This is a genomic window from Weeksella virosa DSM 16922 (genome assembly GCF_000189415.1).
GTDB classification, from domain to species: Bacteria; Bacteroidota; Bacteroidia; order Flavobacteriales; family Weeksellaceae; genus Weeksella; species Weeksella virosa.
This window is the reverse complement of sequence record NC_015144.1, coordinates 80,330-97,745: the sequence shown is the minus strand read 5'-3', so window position 1 is coordinate 97,745 and position 17,416 is coordinate 80,330. Positions and strand designations below refer to the sequence as shown.

Below are 17,416 nucleotides of genomic sequence, written 5' to 3'. Positions count from 1 at the left end.
AAATGACCACTGAAATAGAAAAATCACTGCAAGCAGTTTTGGATAAAACGGTTGACCAAAAAAAAGTGTTTGGGACATCGTTTGCCTTGAAAAAAGGAACTTCTGAATTAATTCTGAAATACATCGACATTTTAAGAGAAAACGGAGAACCAAACGAAGCATACAAGTATTTAGCAATAAATACATTTCAGCAGAATTGGGATTTAGAAGCAGACGATTTTTATCAGATGTTTCGGGCTTCTTTCAGTAAAGTAGCCAATTTACTTTATCAAAATTCGTGGGGATTTATTCACACAGCAACTCAACTATTCCCTAATGAAGTACGAGATATGTTTCGGAATCTATATGATGAATCGGTAGAAATTACAGAAAGAATCAAAACTTTTCAAACCGAATCAGAGAAATTATTGTCGAAAGTTAGAGAGAAATTAAACCGAACCAACATCAAAGCCCAACAAGACGAGCGAACAATTTCAGTTTATTTGGCTTTTCGATTTCCTGAAAAATATATGTTATATAAATATGACTACTATAAGAATTTCTGCAAAGAACTCAATATAAAACCAAAGAAAACAGGAGAGTGTTTTTTGCATTTGCAGGAATTGGCCAATCTAATTATTCGGGAAGATTTATTGGATGAAAATTTCCTCAAAACCTATCGAAAGTTTTATCAAAAACCTGATTGGGATGATCAATATTTGATGATTCAGAATGTATTGTATGTTGTTTTTAGAGATGATTTTAAAGAAATGGATTTGGTCAAGTTGCTAAAGAATTTTAATCGAAAAGATTTGGAGGAATACTATGAGTTTTTGGACAAAATCATTGAAGAATTCGATTTACAGCAAAATGACCAAAAACTGGTTTTTAATCATCGAGATAAATGGATCGTTTTCACGATAGGTCAAAGATATATTTGGCGTATAAGAAACTCAAAAAGTAGTGAACCTGTATTTGCTGCTATTTCAACTAATGTTTTTACGATCAATCATTCAAATTTCGAAGGAGAACCAAATGCTTTCTGGAATGGGACGGATGATATTTTGGAAATACGAAAAAATAAAGAAAAAATATTCGATGCGATAGAAAAAGAGTTAAAAACAACACGCAAATCAAGTTTCTTAAAATACAACAAAAAAGAATTGGAACGAATGGCTTTTGACATAGATTTCAGAAATGAAATTTTGAGTCAATTGGAAACTCAAACAAAAACCGAAAAACCAATGGAAAATACAAAACCCGATAAAAAGACGCCACTCAATCAAATATTATTTGGTGCGCCAGGGACGGGGAAAACCTATACTACCAAAAGAATTGCTGTTGAAATTATCAACGGAGAAAAGCAAAGAACCCGTCAAGAAATCAATGCAGAATACGAAGATTTGATCAATAAAAAACAAATTGTATTTACAACTTTTCATCAAAGTTTAAGCTATGAGGATTTTATTGAGGGCATAAAACCCGAAACCGAAGAGGGAAACATTACTTATGAGATAAAGGACGGGATTTTTAAAGACTTAGCAAAAAGAGCGGTTAGCTATAACAAACTATCTGAAACCGATGAACAAGTATATGATTTTGATAGTGCGTGGAATGATTTGATTGAAGAAGTAAACGCTACAATTCAAAAAGACGAAAAATTTGAATTGCCAATTTTAACAATCAATAAAGGGCTAAATGTTACAGAAATCACGAATCAAGGAAATTTAAAGCTGAAACCCAAAAGTAATGTAGATTCATTAGAATATACCGTTTCATACAACAGAACCAAGAAACTGCAAGAAGCGTTTCCGTCCTTATCTGTTGTAAAAAACATTGATAGAGAGTTTCGTTCTGTAATCGGAGGTTCTAACTCTACAGCTTATTGGGCTGTTTTGAATTATATTAATACTAAAATAAATGCTAATCAGAAACCTAAAATAGAAAAAAGGAATTTTTCACCTCAAAAATACGTTCTTATCATCGACGAAATCAACCGAGGAAATGTTTCGGCAATTTTTGGAGAACTCATAACCCTTTTGGAAGAAGACAAACGCAAAGGGAATAAAGAACAAACCGAAGTGATTTTGCCTTATTCTCATGATAAATTTTCAGTTCCTAATAATGTTTACCTTATCGGAACAATGAACACCGCCGATCGAAGTGTAGAAGCATTGGACACCGCTCTGAGAAGACGTTTTTCATTTATTGAAATGCAACCTAATCCCAATGTTTTACTTGATTCCGAATACCAAGATGTCGATTTGAAACAATTGCTGGAAACAATAAACCAACGCATTGAAGTATTGATCGACAAAGATCATCAAATCGGTCATTCGTATTTTATCGGCATTCAAAATTTAGAAGATTTGAAATGGGTTTTCAAAGACAAAATCATTCCACTGTTGGAAGAATATTTTTACGGAGATTTCGGGAAAATCGGTTTGGTTTTAGGTGGAAAATTTATTTATCAAGAGGAAAATACAGCAAAATTCACGAAGAATTTCAGCTATGAAAATGATTTTTTAGAAGACAAAAAAGTATATCGTTTCACACCATCCGAGTACTGGGACGAAAGTACATTTATTTCTGTTTACGAGGATTAACGAATGAATCATAAAAAATTCATACAGGTTTTTGAATATCAGAAATTGAGATACGATGATTCCGGAGCATTCCGAAAACATCACTTTGATGCAATGGTAAAATTCAATGAACTGCATCAAAACAAATACTTTACGATTATTCACCAAGGAATACGATTTGACAATTATGTCGGTGTAATTCAAATCGGTGGTTTGACGATTGAAATTCTTCCAAAAGCAGACAACAACGAAAATACTGACAAAAATTTGTGGCAAAATGTATTGTTGAATATGTTGAAAGTTTGTAAGAAAATTCAAGTTGAATCTATTTCAGAAACGCAACTCAAAAAAAGATACCATTCGATTTTAGATGTTTATTTTGAGTTGTATTTAAACGAAGTTGAAAGATTGGTGAAAAAAGGATTGATTAAAAAATATCGAAAAAATCAATCCAATCAAAAGGCACTAAAAGGTAAATTGCTTTTTGCTCAAAATATCCAACAAAACTTGGTTCACAAAGAACGGTTCTATTGCGAACATCAGGTTTATGACAAAAACCATTTGTTGCATCAAATCCTTTATAAAGGTTTATTGGTTTTGAAAACATTTGTCAACGATTCTTTAAAAGACAAATTGAACCGATTGTTATTTGAATTTCAGGATTTTGAAAATATCAATATTCAGAAAAAGCATTTCGATAAAATCATCATTGACCGAAAAAACAACGACTATCAAAAAGCAATTGACATAGCAAAGATTATAATTCTTAATTATTCGCCAAGTTTGAATTACGGAAACGAGAATTTACTCACACTTTTGTTTGATATGAATGTTTTGTGGGAAGAGTACATTTTCCGTATTCTTCAAAAACACAAAACAGATGAAATGGAAGTTTCATTTCAGAATTCCGATAAGTTTTGGGAAAATAAACGCATTCGTCCAGACATTGTATTGAAAACCAAAGACGAAACATTTGTCATTGATACCAAATGGAAAATCGTTGAAGCAAACCATCCGTCAGACGATGATTTAAAGCAAATGTTTGTGTATAATCTACATTGGAAAGCCGAAAAAACATTATTGCTTTACCCGAAAACCAGTCAAATGGATAGTGAATTTGGAACGTTTCATTTTGACAATTTAGGCAAGAAATGTAAACTGGGATTTGTAGACATCACAAACGAATTCACTATTAAAAACAGTGAAATAGTAGCGAAAGAAATCTATGAGAAGCTATAAAAATAATATATAAATTTGTATCGCAGGTTTACTCGGAATTTTAACAAGTACAGACTGTTACTGTCTTGAAAAAATGATAAATAATAATTACAGTTAGCTCTATTGGTATTTTTATAAACTATCATCGGACAAATGACCACTGAAATAGAAAAATCACTGCAAGCAGTTTTGGATAAAACGGTTGACCAAAAAAAAGTGTTTGGGACATCGTTTGCCTTGAAAAAAGGAACTTTCATATGGCAAGGTTCATCGGGAAATATGACGATTGACCAATCGTATTTCATTGCAAGTACCACAAAGCTTTTCACCACTGCAATCATCTTGAAACTAAGAGCAGAAGGCAAACTACGTCTTGATGACAAAATCAGTACCTACATAGATCCATCTATTTTATCGGGATTGCATAATTATAGAGGAAAAGAATACTCGCAAGAACTAACAATTAAACATCTACTCTCTCATACGTCTGGACTTCCGGACTATTTTCAAGGAAAGGGAGCGAACCGTAAAAGTTTGGAAAACGAATTAACCCAAGGCAACGACCAATTTTGGACTTTCGAACAAGCAATTGAAAGGACGAAAAACATGGCATCACTTTTTGCACCTGGCACAAAAGGGAAAGCCAACTATTCCGATACAAATTTCCAGCTTTTAGGTAAAATCATTGAGGCCATTACGCACAAATCGTATTCGGAAAACTGTCAGCAAATTATTGTTAAACCACTTGGTTTGACAAAAACCTATTTATACCAAGACCCCACCGACCAAACACCGAAGACATTTTACTACAAAAACAATGAACTGAACATACCCAAGGCAATGACTTCTTCTGGTGCAGACGGTGGAATGGTGTCAACTTCCACCGATATGCTTGTTTTTATCGAAGCATTTTTTACTGGAAAGGTTTTTCCGAAAGAATACATTAATGGATTGCAAGAATGGAACAAGATATTTTTCCCGATGCGATCGGGTATTGGTATTCATTTATTCAAACTTCCTTGGTTTTTTAATCCTACAGGCGCAGCTTTGTCCTTTATTGGGCATTCTGGACTTTCGGGAGCCTTGGCATTTTACAGTCCGAAAGAAAATTTTTTCATAGCAGGAACAGTCAATCAATTGGCACGCCCCGACATTTCGTTTAGAACGATGATTAAATTAACCCAACTAATAAACAAAAAATAAGAATAACGGGGCGGGTGACTTCGATGGTGCTTGTTGCAAAAATCAATCATAGAACTGGGAATGAAATTTTCTGCAACCATTGCTAAACTCTGGCTGCTAAGTGGTAATATTGCAGAACAAACTCTATCCGATAGGATAAGTAAATTAATTTATAACATCGTAGCAGTGAGATGGAAATTAGATACAAAAAATGAATTGGCTGGTAAGGTTGTTTCGGCCATGTCCGTACTATTAAAGGGGTATGGACAAATCATGCTCCAAGAAAATAGTATTACTGGCTTACTTTTTCTTATTGGTATTTTTTACGGCTCATCTCATATGGGTTTTGCTTCATTATTAGCAGTTGTGTGCGGAACAGTTACTGCCATTATATTCAAATATCCCAAAGCAGAAATCGATAAAGGACTGTACGGGTTTAGTGCAGCTTTGGTTGGCGTTGCAGTTGCTTTGTTCCTAAAACCAGCGTTGGCAAGTTGGGTATTTATCATGATAGGTTCGGCATTGGCCACTGTATTACAACACTTTTTTATGAGACGGAAAATCCCCGTTTTCACGCTGCCGTTTGTTGTGATAACTTGGTTGATCCTTTTCATTAGCAATAATTATAGTGGAGATTTATTAGCAGAACCTGCACTCACTAGCAACCAAGCAAACGATCATCTAGCGACGGTTTTCAGAGGTTTTGGGCAAGTAATATTCCAAGGAAGTATAGTGTCTGGAATTTTATTTTTTATCGCTGTATTTATTAGTTCACGCATTTCTGCATTGTATGGACTTTTTGGTGCAATTATATCCAGTCTTATCGCATTCGGCTTTTCTGCGCCAATCAACGATATTGGTCTTGGTCTATATGGCTATAACGCGGTGTTGTGTGCAATTGTATTTGCGGGCAGACAGTTCAGGGACGGACTATTGGCTTTGATTGCTGTATTTGTATCGCTGGGTATTAGTCTATTAATGTCGAAGTTCGATTTCCCTCAACTTACCTTTCCGTTTGTTTTGGCATCTTGCATTACCCTTTTGTTTAAAACGAAAACAAAAATTAATTACAAATCCTTTAAATTAATAAAACCGAAAAAATAGAGCTCAGATAAGTAAAATCAAAAAGTAATCGTCTAGGCTAACAAATGCTTGCCAAACACTGTTTACATTATAATTCGATAATTTCGGTTTTTTTATTTTTACAACAACTTATCAGAAACTAAATCGGATGATAAAATGAGTTACATTAATTATAAGTCTGAAGAAAATTCTATTTATATCTGCAAAGGGCATTCGAAATTATTTGATAGTCTGAAATCAGAAAGTCAAAATGAAAACTTCGAGACTTTGACCAACAATGGATATTTTAGTGGAATAAAAATTAATAATTTTTTATCAGAAAGGGAATTAGATGGAATAAAATGCGAAGAAGAGTTCAAAACATTATTAGAAAAAAACAATGTTCCTTTTCTGTATATTGGTCAAGGGCCATACGGCATAGAACGCTCGGGAGTCTTGATTGAGCAAACCAAATCCAAGAGAGCGGATTTTATCTTAAATCTCCCAGATTTGGGAACCCTCTTAATTGATGTGAAATGCAAGACCAGATTTGGATTCAAGAGTAACGACAAGAAATATTTTTATCTTTTCGTATCAGAATTGGAAGCTCTCTATAATTTACAAAAATTAATCTTAATGCCTGTATGGGTAGCATTTTACGATAGAGAATGGATACATAACGGAAAGAATAATCCTTTTTATTTTCTCCCGATCTCTGTGCTTTATAAGTTTTGGAAAAAAATGTACGATTGTTTTGATAATGAAACACAATTCAATGAAATTTCGGTCATTCGGATTCCTTATGAATTGTTAAACAAAGTCGAAGATGATAAAATCTTCTTCAAAGTCGGTTATTCTAATATAGACGAAGAGCTTTTAAGAACCTTTGCTATAAAAAACATAGGTTTCAACCGAAAACTAAAAGATCGTATAAAACAAACGATACGCGAAAATGATTGTTATAAATCCAATCTTACCCATCTATTATTGAAGGATTCGGAAGATTTTTTTATTCGCAGTGAGGTCAATTTGGCTATTGAAAACCTAATCGCTAAGAACATTATCGATTACCAGCCTAGAAAAAAGTTGAGTTTGGTAGGAGAATAACAGTTGATAGAAAAAGAAGCGTCTATTCATTTCAACACTCGAGCAACTAAAAAAACTTTTTTATACTTTCTCTAGCAAGGTAATTTTTTGGCTGGTAAATATTTTCGAGGCTGCTACTACCGTGCTGCTAGGGTATTGGGCAAAAGAACATATGGAAATCTATTTTTCTTTGTCGTAATCAGCACGAAAAAAATCTTAATAGAAAGGTTCAACAGAAGACAAGTCTTGCAAAATAGAGGAGAGTTGTTCTAATTTTTAGTCGCCATAATTTTCATTTTTCATATTTTTTAACTATATTGGTTCATAGAAATAACGTTGGTTAGGAACCGGTAGTCATGCTAGAATTCTACTCGACAAAAGTACGTACATGTGCCAGTGCTCGACAGCTTATTGCCAAGGTAATGGGAGGTATAGAAATATCAAATGGCACGAAAATATCGGGAAGAAGAAAAACGTAAATTCTAAAAACAGTATAGCAAGAAAACAAACATTAAAAATTAACAAAAGAATAAAATGGAATTAAAAGAACAACTACAAAGATTAGCAACAGAAAAAAACTCACCATGTGTTACTATTTCATTAAATACGCATAGAACGCATCCCGATAATGCAAATGATTCAATAAAGTTAAACAACCTACTGAAAGAGGCCGAAAACAGAGTAATCGATGAGTTTGGTAAAAGACCGGTTGCGTCGCTTTTAGAGAAAATAAAAGATGTAGCTAATGAAGTAGATATTAATCACAACTTGGATAGTTTGCATATCTTTTTATCAAACGACACAATGGAAATCATAAAATCTTCTTGGTCTACCAATAACGAAGGGGTTCATATATCGGATGGTTTTGCGGTAAGATCTATCATAAAATCATACAACAGAAGTAACCACTATTTAGTAATGTTGCTTTCGCAAAGTGGTGTACATTTATACGAAGCGGTTAACGACGGTATAATCAACGAAATCAAAAATGGAGATTTTCCTTTTTCAGAAAATCCGCATTACAATACCAATCCAGATAAAACCAGCGATTCTAAACACCTCGACAACTTGGTTCGCGAATTTTTGAATAAAGTAGACAAAGCGTTGGTGAAAGTACATAACGAAACCGGTCTTGATTGTGTTGTGATTTGTACAGAAGATAACTACAGCCGATTACAGCAAGTAGCCGACAAACCATCGGTTTATCTTGGGTATGCTGCTATCAATTATAACGAAAGAGAAACGCATCAAATCGTTAAACAATCTTGGGAAATCATCAAATCTTTACAAGATGAACGTAAAAGTAAAGCCATTGCCGATATGAAAGAGGCGGTTGCACAAGGCAAAGTACTTACCGATTTACAAGAAATTTATCAGGCAGCTATCGACGGTCGTGGAGAGCTTTTGATTGTTCACCATAATTTCTCACAACCTGTATTGATGAAAGACGAAAGAACATTCGATATTATCGATGATGTTACCACACCCAATGCCATAGACGACATCACAAGTAACATTGCTTGGGAAGTAATTTCTAAAAAAGGCGAAGTTTTTTTCACAGGACAAGAGGAAATTAAAGACCTTGGTAAAATTGTACTCAAAACAAGATACTAAAAACCAACTAATCATATATAAAAGCGTGTATGTAAATTAAATAAAACGTGTAGTGGTAAATTAGAAGAGTGTATTTTTCTAAAAACTTTTTATCAAAAAATAACAAAAAAGTACAGCTAATCTACCGCTGCACATACACGCCCATTATTTGAGGTAATTTTGCAGACATCACTCTTGGATCAATTTTCTATACAAAATAGCAGAAGTAATTTTTTTCAGAAGACAGTCAACTGTCCATACTACCAAATATTTGTTTTTCAGGGTTTTGCAAAGTTCGAAATAAACCTCATCCAATATCAATGCTCGGGTAATACATTATTATACCTCGCACCGTATCAGCAATTTAAATGGCTAGACAACCATGAGACAGAATTGCAATTGATACAATTTCATGGCGATTATTATTGTATAGAATATCATAAAAACCTAATATCTTGCAACGGAATTTTATTTAATAATATCTACGAAAAACCCTTCTTCAATATCAACAAAACATACTATAAGGAGATTGTTCGTACGATAGAAAAAATGGAAATTGAACTGAAAAGTAACGTTCAAAATCCCTATACAGATTCTATTGTAAAATCGTATTTACAACTAATCTTATCCATTTCTAGTAAAGAAAAATCTAAATATCTAGCACCTACCAAACCAAATGAATTGCCCAACAAAGATGTGATTCTATTTCAAGAATTGCTAGAAAAACACTACAAAACAGAAAGAAAAGTTAGCTTTTATGCTGCAGAATTTTCACTCTCGAACGATGCTTTTAGTAAAAAAGTAAAAAAACAGTTTTCCAAGTCTCCTACACAATTAATCAATGAACGAGTAGTACTAGAAGCAAAAAAAATGCTGCACCTAACGTATAAAACAATCAAAGAAATTGCACGAGAATTAAACTTCAGAGATGAATTTTATTTCAGTCGATATTTCAAAAAAAATGTAGGCGTTTCTCCAAGTGTATACAGAAAAAAAGTAGGCATATCCATCGTGGCAAAATAGTCTATGCTTTTCCCTTATTTGTCCATTCTTTCGCAGCTTAGCATCTTCTATCTTTGCTAAAAAACTATTAAATACGCATACAATGAAAAGCTTAGCACAAATTTTAGCAACACAACAAACCAATTTTATCCATCTCATTCGTATAGCAATCTTTATCGTAATGGCTTGGATCGGCGGACTGAAAGCATTCCAATACGAAGCAGACGGCATCGTACCATTTGTTATCAATAGCCCATTTATGAAGTTTTTCTACAACAACACAGGCAAAACAGCTACCAATGAGAAAGGGGAAACCGTAGCACAATATACCTTGTATAAGAATCCTGAAGGAAAAACCGTGCAGAAAAATATAGATTGGCATAAAGAAAACAGAACCTATCTATTTTCGTATGGCTTGGGTACCGTAATTTGTAGCATCGGTATTCTAGTACTTTTGGGTATTTGGTTCCCTAAAATCGGTTTTGTAGGCGGCTTACTTACATTTGGTATGTCTATAGTAACCCTATCTTTCTTGGTTACAACACCAGAAGTCTATGTACCTAACTTAGGCGGAGATTTCCCAACACCGCAACATGGTTTCCCTTACCTTTCTGGTGCAGGACGCTTGGTCCTGAAAGATGTTATAATGCTTGCCGGCGGGTTAATCATTGCATCAGACAGTGCAAAAAAAATGATAAAACAGTAGGGTTATTATTCGCATTGCGAAACAACAACCAAGAGGAGAAGTGTACCGTTTACCAAAAGTGAACCTACCATTTCTCCTTTTTTCTTTCACCAAAAAGAAGAGGAGCTTATTTTTATCAAGGGTAGTAAATCGTCTATGCTGTTCATGTTAGCAAAACCAAAAAAAAACCAACGCAGAAACCTTACAGCTATACAATTTTTTCTAACAATTTTATGAGAATAAACAATAAGATAGAATATAAAATCTATCTTTACATACACATGATTATACGGGCAAGAACAAAAGAAAAAACATGCTAAAATAAACAGAAATAATAATGAAATTCATACGTCAAACAACATAAAAATAAGTCAAATAAAAAAATCAATAACAACCAAAAAAACCAACATTTTTACTATACCATCTTGCCAAAATATTGAAAGTGAAACCATAAGAAGTATTTTTTAAGAACACAAAAATGACAAGCATTGCACAACGACAAGAATTACAAGCAAAAATCTGGAGAATAGCCAACGAAGTTCGTGGCTCGGTCGATGGAAGGGACTTTAAACAATTCGTCTTAGGTACATTGTTCTATCGCTTTATTAGTGAAAACTTTACCAATTACATCGAGGGTGGAGATGAAAGCATCAACTATGCTGCCCTGCAGGATGATGTAATAACCCCCGAAATAAAAGAAGACGCCGTAAAAACAAAAGGCTATTTCATTTATCCAAGCCAACTTTTTATCAATATTGCCAAAAACGCCCATACCAACCCCAATCTGAATACGGACTTAAAAGCCATCTTCGATGCCATCGAAAGCTCTGCCAACGGCTATCCGTCCGAACCCGACATCAAAGGTTTATTTGCCGATTTCGATACCACCAGTACACGGCTGGGCAATACCGTAGAAGCCAAAAACAACACCCTGGCAAAAGTACTGAAAGGCATAGAAATACTCGATTTTGGAAATTTCGAAGACAATCAGATCGATCTGTTTGGGGATGCCTACGAATTTCTTATCGGTAACTATGCTGCCAACGCCGGTAAATCGGGCGGCGAGTATTTCACGCCCCAAACCGTATCCAAACTCATTGCACAATTGGCGATGCACAAACAAACCTCTGTAAACAAAATATACGACCCCGCCTGTGGCTCGGGTTCTCTACTGTTGCAGGCCAAAAAACATTTCGACAACCATATCATCGATGAAGGTTTCTACGGGCAAGAAGTAAACCATACCACCTACAACCTGGCGCGTATGAATATGTTTTTGCACAATATCAACTACGACAAGTTCAATATTACACTTGGCAACACCCTTCTACAACCAGAGTTTGGTGACGAAAAACCGTTTGATGCCATTGTTTCTAATCCTCCTTACGCGCTAAAATGGATCGGTAGCGACGACCCAACGCTCATCAACGACGACCGCTTTGCGCCTGCCGGTGTTTTAGCCCCTAAGTCTAAAGCAGATTTTGCTTTTATACTACACGCTTTGCATTACTTATCGAGTAAAGGGAGAGCAGCCATCGTTTGCTTCCCCGGTATTTTTTACCGTGGCGGTGCCGAACAAAAAATCAGAAAATATTTGGTAGACAACAACTTTGTAGAAACCGTCATTGCACTTGCGCCTAATTTATTCTACGGAACGTCGATCGCCGTGAATATTCTCGTGCTTTCTAAACATAAAACCGATACCAAAACACAGTTTATAGACGCTTCGGGCGAAGAATTCTACAAAAAAGTAACCAATAACAATGTGTTAGAGGATCAGCATATAGAGCGAATTATGCAGCACTTCGATACCAAAGAAGACACAGCACACGTGGCGATCTCTGTCGATAACAGCATAATTGCCGAAAACGATTACAACCTGTCTGTTAGCTCGTATGTAGAAGCCAAAGACACACGAGAAGTAATCGATATTGTAGCCCTGAATGCAGAGATAGCAAAAACAGTGGAAAAAATAGATACACTGCGTGCGGATATTGATAATATTATAAAAGAGATTGAAGCATGAGTTACTTAGAAAATTTACTACAGGGCGTAGAAGTAGAATGGAAAACGTTGGGGGAAGTAGTTGATATTGCAAATACAGGTGTTGATAAAAAAATTAATGCTGATGAATTAACAGTAAGATTGTTAAATTTTGTAGATGTTTTTAAAAATCAATACATTTCAAACGATACACCAACAATGATAGTCACAGCAACTGAAAGAAAAATAGCAGATTGTAATGTGAAAAAAGGGGATGTTTTTATAACACCTACGTCGGAATTAATTGATGAAATAGGTTTTTCTGCTATGGCCATTGAGGATTTTGATAATGTAGTATACAGCTATCATATTATGAGACTGCGTATTAATAATCAAAATTATTTATTCCCTGCATATTTAAACTATTTATTTAAGTCGAAAGATATTAGAAAACAAATAAGAAAAAAAGCACAAGGTATAACTAGGTATGGATTAACTCAGCCAAATTGGAAGTCAATCCAAATCCCCATTCCTCCGCTCGACGTTCAGCAAGAAATCGTTCGTATTTTAGACCGTTTCACCGAGCTTACAGCCGAGCTTACAGCAAGACAAAAGCAGTACGAGTATTACCGAGAGCAATTATTAATGGTGAATGATGAAGGGTTAATGAATAATGAAAAAGTAGAGTGGAAGAAGCTGGGGGAGATTGCTGTCAAAATATCTTCAGGAGGCACACCAAGCACATCTATTAATGATTATTATGATGGTGACATTCCTTGGCTGCGTACACAAGAAGTAGATTTTAAAGATATTTGGGATACAGAAATTAAAATAACTGAAGCAGGACTAAAAAATTCAAGTGCCAAAATAATACCTGAGAATTGTGTTATAGTAGCAATGTATGGTGCAACAGTAGGAAAAATAGGGATCAATAAAATTCCATTATCTACTAATCAAGCATGTGCCAATATTCATGTTGATGAAAATATTGCAAATTACCGTTATGTGTTTCATTATCTATCAAGTAAATATGAACATATTAAATCACTAGGTACAGGTACTCAAACAAATATTAATGCTCAGATAATTAAGAACTATTTAATCCCCGTTCCACCGCTCGCCGAGCAAGAACGCATCGTCGCCATCCTCGATAAGTTCGATACCCTGACCAGCTCCATCACAGAAGGTTTGCCCCGCGAAATAGAATTGAGGCAAAAGCAGTATGAGTATTACAGGGATCAATTATTAATGTTTAATGGTTAATTGTAAATTGTAAATGAGGTGAGAGAGAATATTGTTAAAATTAAAAGTTTTTCCTTTGCGGTACGTATCGTGAAACTATATCGTCATTTATGCGAGCAGAAAAAGGAATACGTTTTATCGAAACAGTTATTGCGCTCGGGTACAAGTGTGGGGGCAATGGTTCGTGAGGCAGAACATGCCGAGTCTAAAACCGACTTCAGGCATAAAATGGCAATAGCACAGAAAGAAATAAATGAAACTATATATTGGTTAGAATTGCTTGTGGCAACAGATTATTTGACCAGAGAACAATTTGAAAGTATAAATGCCGACGCTGTTGAAATTATAAAACTGATTAGAAGCATCATCAAAACCACCAAAGCCAACCCCTAACCCTTAACCATTACCCCTTAACCATTACCCATTACCCATTATCCATTAACCATTAACCATTACCCATTAACCATTATCCATTAACCATTAACCATTAACCATTAACCATTAACCATTACCCATCATGTATAAATCCATCGCAGAAACCAACAATTTCATCGTACTCGAAAAATACACCAAACACGCTGCGGCGAACGAGGCTTCGGCAGGCTACCAGACTGAGGCAGCACTAGAAAAAGAATTTATCCAGGACCTGATCAACCAGGGCTATGAGAACCCCAAAAACCTCACGACACAAGAAGCCATGTTGGCCAATGTGCGGGTACAGCTGCAGACGCTGAACAATGTGGTATTCTCGAACGGAGAATGGGCTCGCTTTGTAGAAGAATATCTGGATAAACCAAGCGATAAACAGGTAGAGAAAACCAGAAAAATCCACGACAATTATATCCACGATTTTGTTTTTGATGATGGCCATATCCAAAACATTTATTTGGTTGATAAAAAGAACATCACCCGAAATAAGGTACAGGTTATTTCTCAGTTTGAGCAGAAAGGCTCGCATGCCAATCGCTACGATGTCACCATTTTGGTAAACGGATTGCCCTTGGTTCAGGTAGAACTGAAAAAACGCGGAGTAGCCATCCGGGAAGCCTTTAACCAGGTTCACAGATATTCTAAAGAAAGCTTCAACAGTACTAATTCTCTCTTTAGATACGTACAGCTTTTTGTAATTTCCAACGGCACGGACACCCGCTACTTTGCCAACACCACCAAGCGCGATAAAAACAGTTTTGATTTTACCATGAATTGGGCACGGGCCGACAACTCGCTCATCAAAGATCTGAAAGATTTTACCGCGACATTTTTAGAAAAAAGAGTATTGCTGAATGTGTTATTCACCTATTCGGTTTTTGATACCAGCGATACACTTCTCATCATGCGGCCGTATCAGATTGCAGCCACCGAAAGAATCTTGTGGAAAATAGAAAGTTCTTACCAGGCCAAAAATTGGTCGAAACCCGAAAGTGGCGGCTATATTTGGCACACCACAGGTTCGGGTAAAACGCTCACCAGTTTCAAGGCGGCGCGTTTAGCCACGCAGTTGGATTTTATAGATAAAGTATTCTTTGTCGTAGACCGCAAAGATTTGGATTATCAAACCATGAAAGAATACCAGCGGTTTTCGCCCGACAGTGTGAACGGTTCTAACAGTACCGTAGGTTTAAAGCGAAATATCGAAAAAGACGACAACAAAATTATTGTCACCACCATACAAAAACTAAACAACCTGATGAAAACCGAGGGCGATTTGCCGATCTATCAGAAGCAAGTAGTTTTCATTTTCGACGAATGCCATCGTTCGCAGTTTGGGGAGGCGCAAAAGAAATTAAAAAAGAAATTTAAAAAATACTATCAATTTGGTTTCACCGGAACACCCATTTTCCCACAAAATGCCTTGGGTGCTGAAACGACTGCCAGTGTTTTCGGTCGCGAGTTGCATTCCTATGTGATTACAGATGCCATTAAAGACGAAAAGGTTCTGAAGTTTAAAGTAGATTATAACGATGTCCGCCCACAGTTTAAAAATATAGAGCAGGAACAGGATGAGAAAAAACTAAGCGCAGCAGAAAACAAAAGAGCTTTGCTTCATCCCAAACGCATCACCGAGATTTCGCAGTACATTTTAAACAATTTCAGAATAAAAACGCACAGGACACAAGGCAACAACAAGGGCTTCAATGCCATGTTTGCCGTGAGCAGTGTAGATGCCGCCAAACTTTATTATGAGGAGCTGAACAAACTGCAAAAAGACAGCGACAAACCTATAAAAATTGCGACCATCTTTTCTTTTGCAGCCAACGAAGAGCAAAGTTCTATTGGTGAAATTGTGGACGAAACTTTCGAGCCTTCTGCATTGGATGTTACTGCCAAAGAATTCCTGACCAAAGCCATCAACGATTATAATGCCCTGTTCGGAACAAGTTATGGTGTTGACAGTACTGAGTTTCAGAATTATTATCGAGACCTTGCCAAGCGGGTAAAAAATAAGGAAGTGGACCTGCTTATTGTTGTCGGAATGTTCCTGACGGGTTTTGATGCGCCAACACTCAATACATTGTTTGTCGACAAGAATTTGCGTTATCATGGTTTGATACAAGCCTTTTCACGAACCAACCGAATTTATGATGCTACGAAGACCTTTGGAAACATTGTTACATTTAGAGATTTGGAGCAAGCGACGATTGATGCCATCACGCTGTTTGGGGATAGCAATACTAAAAATGTCGTTCTAGAAAAGAGTTATCAAGAATACTTGGAAGGTTTTACAGACATCATCACCGGCGAAGCGCGCAGAGGTTACGTCGAGGTTGTGAAAGAGTTGAATGAGAAATTCCCTAACCCGGACGAAATCGTTAAAGAGGCAGACAAGAAGGAGTTTGTAAAACTGTTTGGTGAGTATCTGAGAGTAGAAAATATACTCCAAAACTACGATGAATTTAGCCATTTGAAAGCCTTGCAGCAAATAGACATCCACAATCCGCAGGCGGTAGAGGTTTTTAAAAAAGAACATTTTCTCACAGATGAGGACATTGCTGCAATGCACAATATAGAATTCCTCACAGAAAGAGCAGCTCAGGATTACCGTTCGGTCTACAACGATATTCGGGATTGGTTAAGACGGGAAAAAAGTGGCAAAGAGGCAGAAGAATCCACCATCGATTGGGACGATGTGGTTTTTGAAGTAGACTTACTAAAATCGCAGGAAATAAATCTAGATTATATCCTCGAATTGATTTTTGAGCACAACAAAAAAACCAAAGACAAAGCTGCCTTAATAGAAGAAATACGCAGGGTGATTCGTGCAAGCGTTGGGAATAGAGCCAAAGAGAGTTTGGTCGTTGATTTCATTAACGAGACCGACCTAGACGCGATTCAAGATAAGGCACATGTAATCGATTCGTTTTTTGTCTTTGCGCAAAGTAAGCAGAAAGCCGAAGCCACAGAGTTGATTGCAGATGAAAATCTAAATGAAGAAGCCGCGAAACGTTACATATTAAATTCCTTGAAGCGGGAATATGCCAGCGAAAACGGAACAGAGCTCAATGCGCTTTTACCGAAAATGAGCCCTCTGAATCCTCAGTATTTGACCAAGAAACAAAGTGTATTTGAAAAGATTGTTGCGTTTGTTGAGAAGTTTAAAGGCGTGGGAGGAGAATTGTAAATTATGACCAAAAGACCCAAGAAAAGATTGGTTGTAACATGAAGAAAGAATAATCTAGATGGATTGTACAAACCTACCGTACAGATTTTTATATTGTTTTTAATTACAACTTTTTTAGGGATAGAAATAAGAAAAAAACAAACCTCGATCATTTGTTTGAGCGAGGTTTGTAATAAATAA

General features: G+C 35.9%; 12 protein-coding genes. All 12 read left to right on the top strand.

Annotated features, from left to right (window positions below; all coding sequences use genetic code 11):
* Nucleotides 1-2: 2 nt before the first annotated feature.
* The 12 genes from WEEVI_RS11065 to WEEVI_RS00385 all read left to right on the top strand — a co-directional run bounded on the left by WEEVI_RS11065 (nt 3) and on the right by WEEVI_RS00385 (nt 17,236).
* Complete coding sequence (locus WEEVI_RS11065) at nt 3-2,585, top strand: McrB family protein (protein WP_013597206.1); 2,583 nt, start codon at nt 3-5, stop codon at nt 2,583-2,585.
* A gap of 3 nt (nt 2,586-2,588) precedes the next feature.
* Nucleotides 2,589-3,803, top strand: a complete 1,215-nt coding sequence (locus WEEVI_RS00435; RefSeq protein ID WP_013597205.1) for an McrC family protein — start codon at nt 2,589-2,591, stop codon at nt 3,801-3,803.
* A gap of 132 nt (nt 3,804-3,935) precedes the next feature.
* A complete protein-coding gene (locus tag WEEVI_RS00430) occupies nt 3,936-4,985 on the top strand; it encodes a serine hydrolase domain-containing protein (RefSeq protein ID WP_013597204.1) in 1,050 nt (349 codons plus the stop codon).
* A gap of 60 nt (nt 4,986-5,045) precedes the next feature.
* Entirely contained in the window at nt 5,046-6,068 is a 1,023-nt protein-coding gene (locus WEEVI_RS00425) for an urea transporter (protein ID WP_013597203.1), read from the top strand.
* A 135-nt stretch (nt 6,069-6,203) separates the two neighbouring features.
* Entirely contained in the window at nt 6,204-7,133 is a 930-nt protein-coding gene (locus tag WEEVI_RS00420; RefSeq protein WP_013597202.1) for a hypothetical protein, read from the top strand.
* Nucleotides 7,134-7,646: 513 nt separating this feature from the next.
* On the top strand, nt 7,647-8,726 hold the full coding sequence (locus tag WEEVI_RS00415) for a baeRF3 domain-containing protein (protein WP_013597201.1): 1,080 nt from the start codon (nt 7,647-7,649) through the stop codon (nt 8,724-8,726).
* A gap of 159 nt (nt 8,727-8,885) precedes the next feature.
* Entirely contained in the window at nt 8,886-9,728 is an 843-nt protein-coding gene (locus tag WEEVI_RS00410; protein WP_232013443.1) for an AraC family transcriptional regulator, read from the top strand.
* 82 nt (nt 9,729-9,810) lie between these two features.
* Nucleotides 9,811-10,413 carry a DUF417 family protein gene (locus WEEVI_RS00405; RefSeq protein ID WP_013597199.1) on the top strand — a complete coding sequence of 201 codons (603 nt, stop codon included), beginning with the start codon at nt 9,811-9,813 and terminating at the stop codon, nt 10,411-10,413.
* A gap of 457 nt (nt 10,414-10,870) precedes the next feature.
* On the top strand, nt 10,871-12,418 hold the full coding sequence (locus WEEVI_RS00400) for a type I restriction-modification system subunit M (protein ID WP_013597198.1): 1,548 nt from the start codon (nt 10,871-10,873) through the stop codon (nt 12,416-12,418).
* The gene (locus WEEVI_RS00395; protein ID WP_013597197.1) at nt 12,415-13,638 is read left to right on the top strand and encodes a restriction endonuclease subunit S; all 1,224 of its coding nucleotides are present in this window, start codon (nt 12,415-12,417) and stop codon (nt 13,636-13,638) included. Before WEEVI_RS00400 ends, WEEVI_RS00395 begins: the two co-directional genes overlap by 4 nt.
* 18 nt (nt 13,639-13,656) lie before the next feature.
* On the top strand, nt 13,657-14,010 hold the full coding sequence (locus WEEVI_RS00390; RefSeq protein WP_013597196.1) for a four helix bundle protein: 354 nt from the start codon (nt 13,657-13,659) through the stop codon (nt 14,008-14,010).
* Nucleotides 14,011-14,134: 124 nt separating this feature from the next.
* Nucleotides 14,135-17,236, top strand: a complete 3,102-nt coding sequence (locus WEEVI_RS00385) for a type I restriction endonuclease subunit R (protein ID WP_013597195.1) — start codon at nt 14,135-14,137, stop codon at nt 17,234-17,236.
* The last annotated feature ends 180 nt before the right edge of the window (nt 17,237-17,416 follow it).

What these genes read in the sequence shown, in the direction of transcription:
- WEEVI_RS00425 (WP_013597203.1), top strand. Translation starts at nt 5,046, where the DNA reads ATGAAATTTTCTGCAACCATTGCTAAACTCTGGCTGCTAAGTGGTAAT.
- WEEVI_RS00400 (WP_013597198.1), top strand. Translation starts at nt 10,871, where the DNA reads ATGACAAGCATTGCACAACGACAAGAATTACAAGCAAAAATCTGGAGA.
- WEEVI_RS00420 (WP_013597202.1), top strand. Translation starts at nt 6,204, where the DNA reads ATGAGTTACATTAATTATAAGTCTGAAGAAAATTCTATTTATATCTGC.
- WEEVI_RS00395 (WP_013597197.1), top strand. Translation starts at nt 12,415, where the DNA reads ATGAGTTACTTAGAAAATTTACTACAGGGCGTAGAAGTAGAATGGAAA.
- WEEVI_RS00430 (WP_013597204.1), top strand. Translation starts at nt 3,936, where the DNA reads ATGACCACTGAAATAGAAAAATCACTGCAAGCAGTTTTGGATAAAACG.
- WEEVI_RS11065 (WP_013597206.1), top strand. Translation starts at nt 3, where the DNA reads ATGACCACTGAAATAGAAAAATCACTGCAAGCAGTTTTGGATAAAACG.
- WEEVI_RS00405 (WP_013597199.1), top strand. Translation starts at nt 9,811, where the DNA reads ATGAAAAGCTTAGCACAAATTTTAGCAACACAACAAACCAATTTTATC.
- WEEVI_RS00415 (WP_013597201.1), top strand. Translation starts at nt 7,647, where the DNA reads ATGGAATTAAAAGAACAACTACAAAGATTAGCAACAGAAAAAAACTCA.
- WEEVI_RS00435 (WP_013597205.1), top strand. Translation starts at nt 2,589, where the DNA reads ATGAATCATAAAAAATTCATACAGGTTTTTGAATATCAGAAATTGAGA.
- WEEVI_RS00385 (WP_013597195.1), top strand. Translation starts at nt 14,135, where the DNA reads ATGTATAAATCCATCGCAGAAACCAACAATTTCATCGTACTCGAAAAA.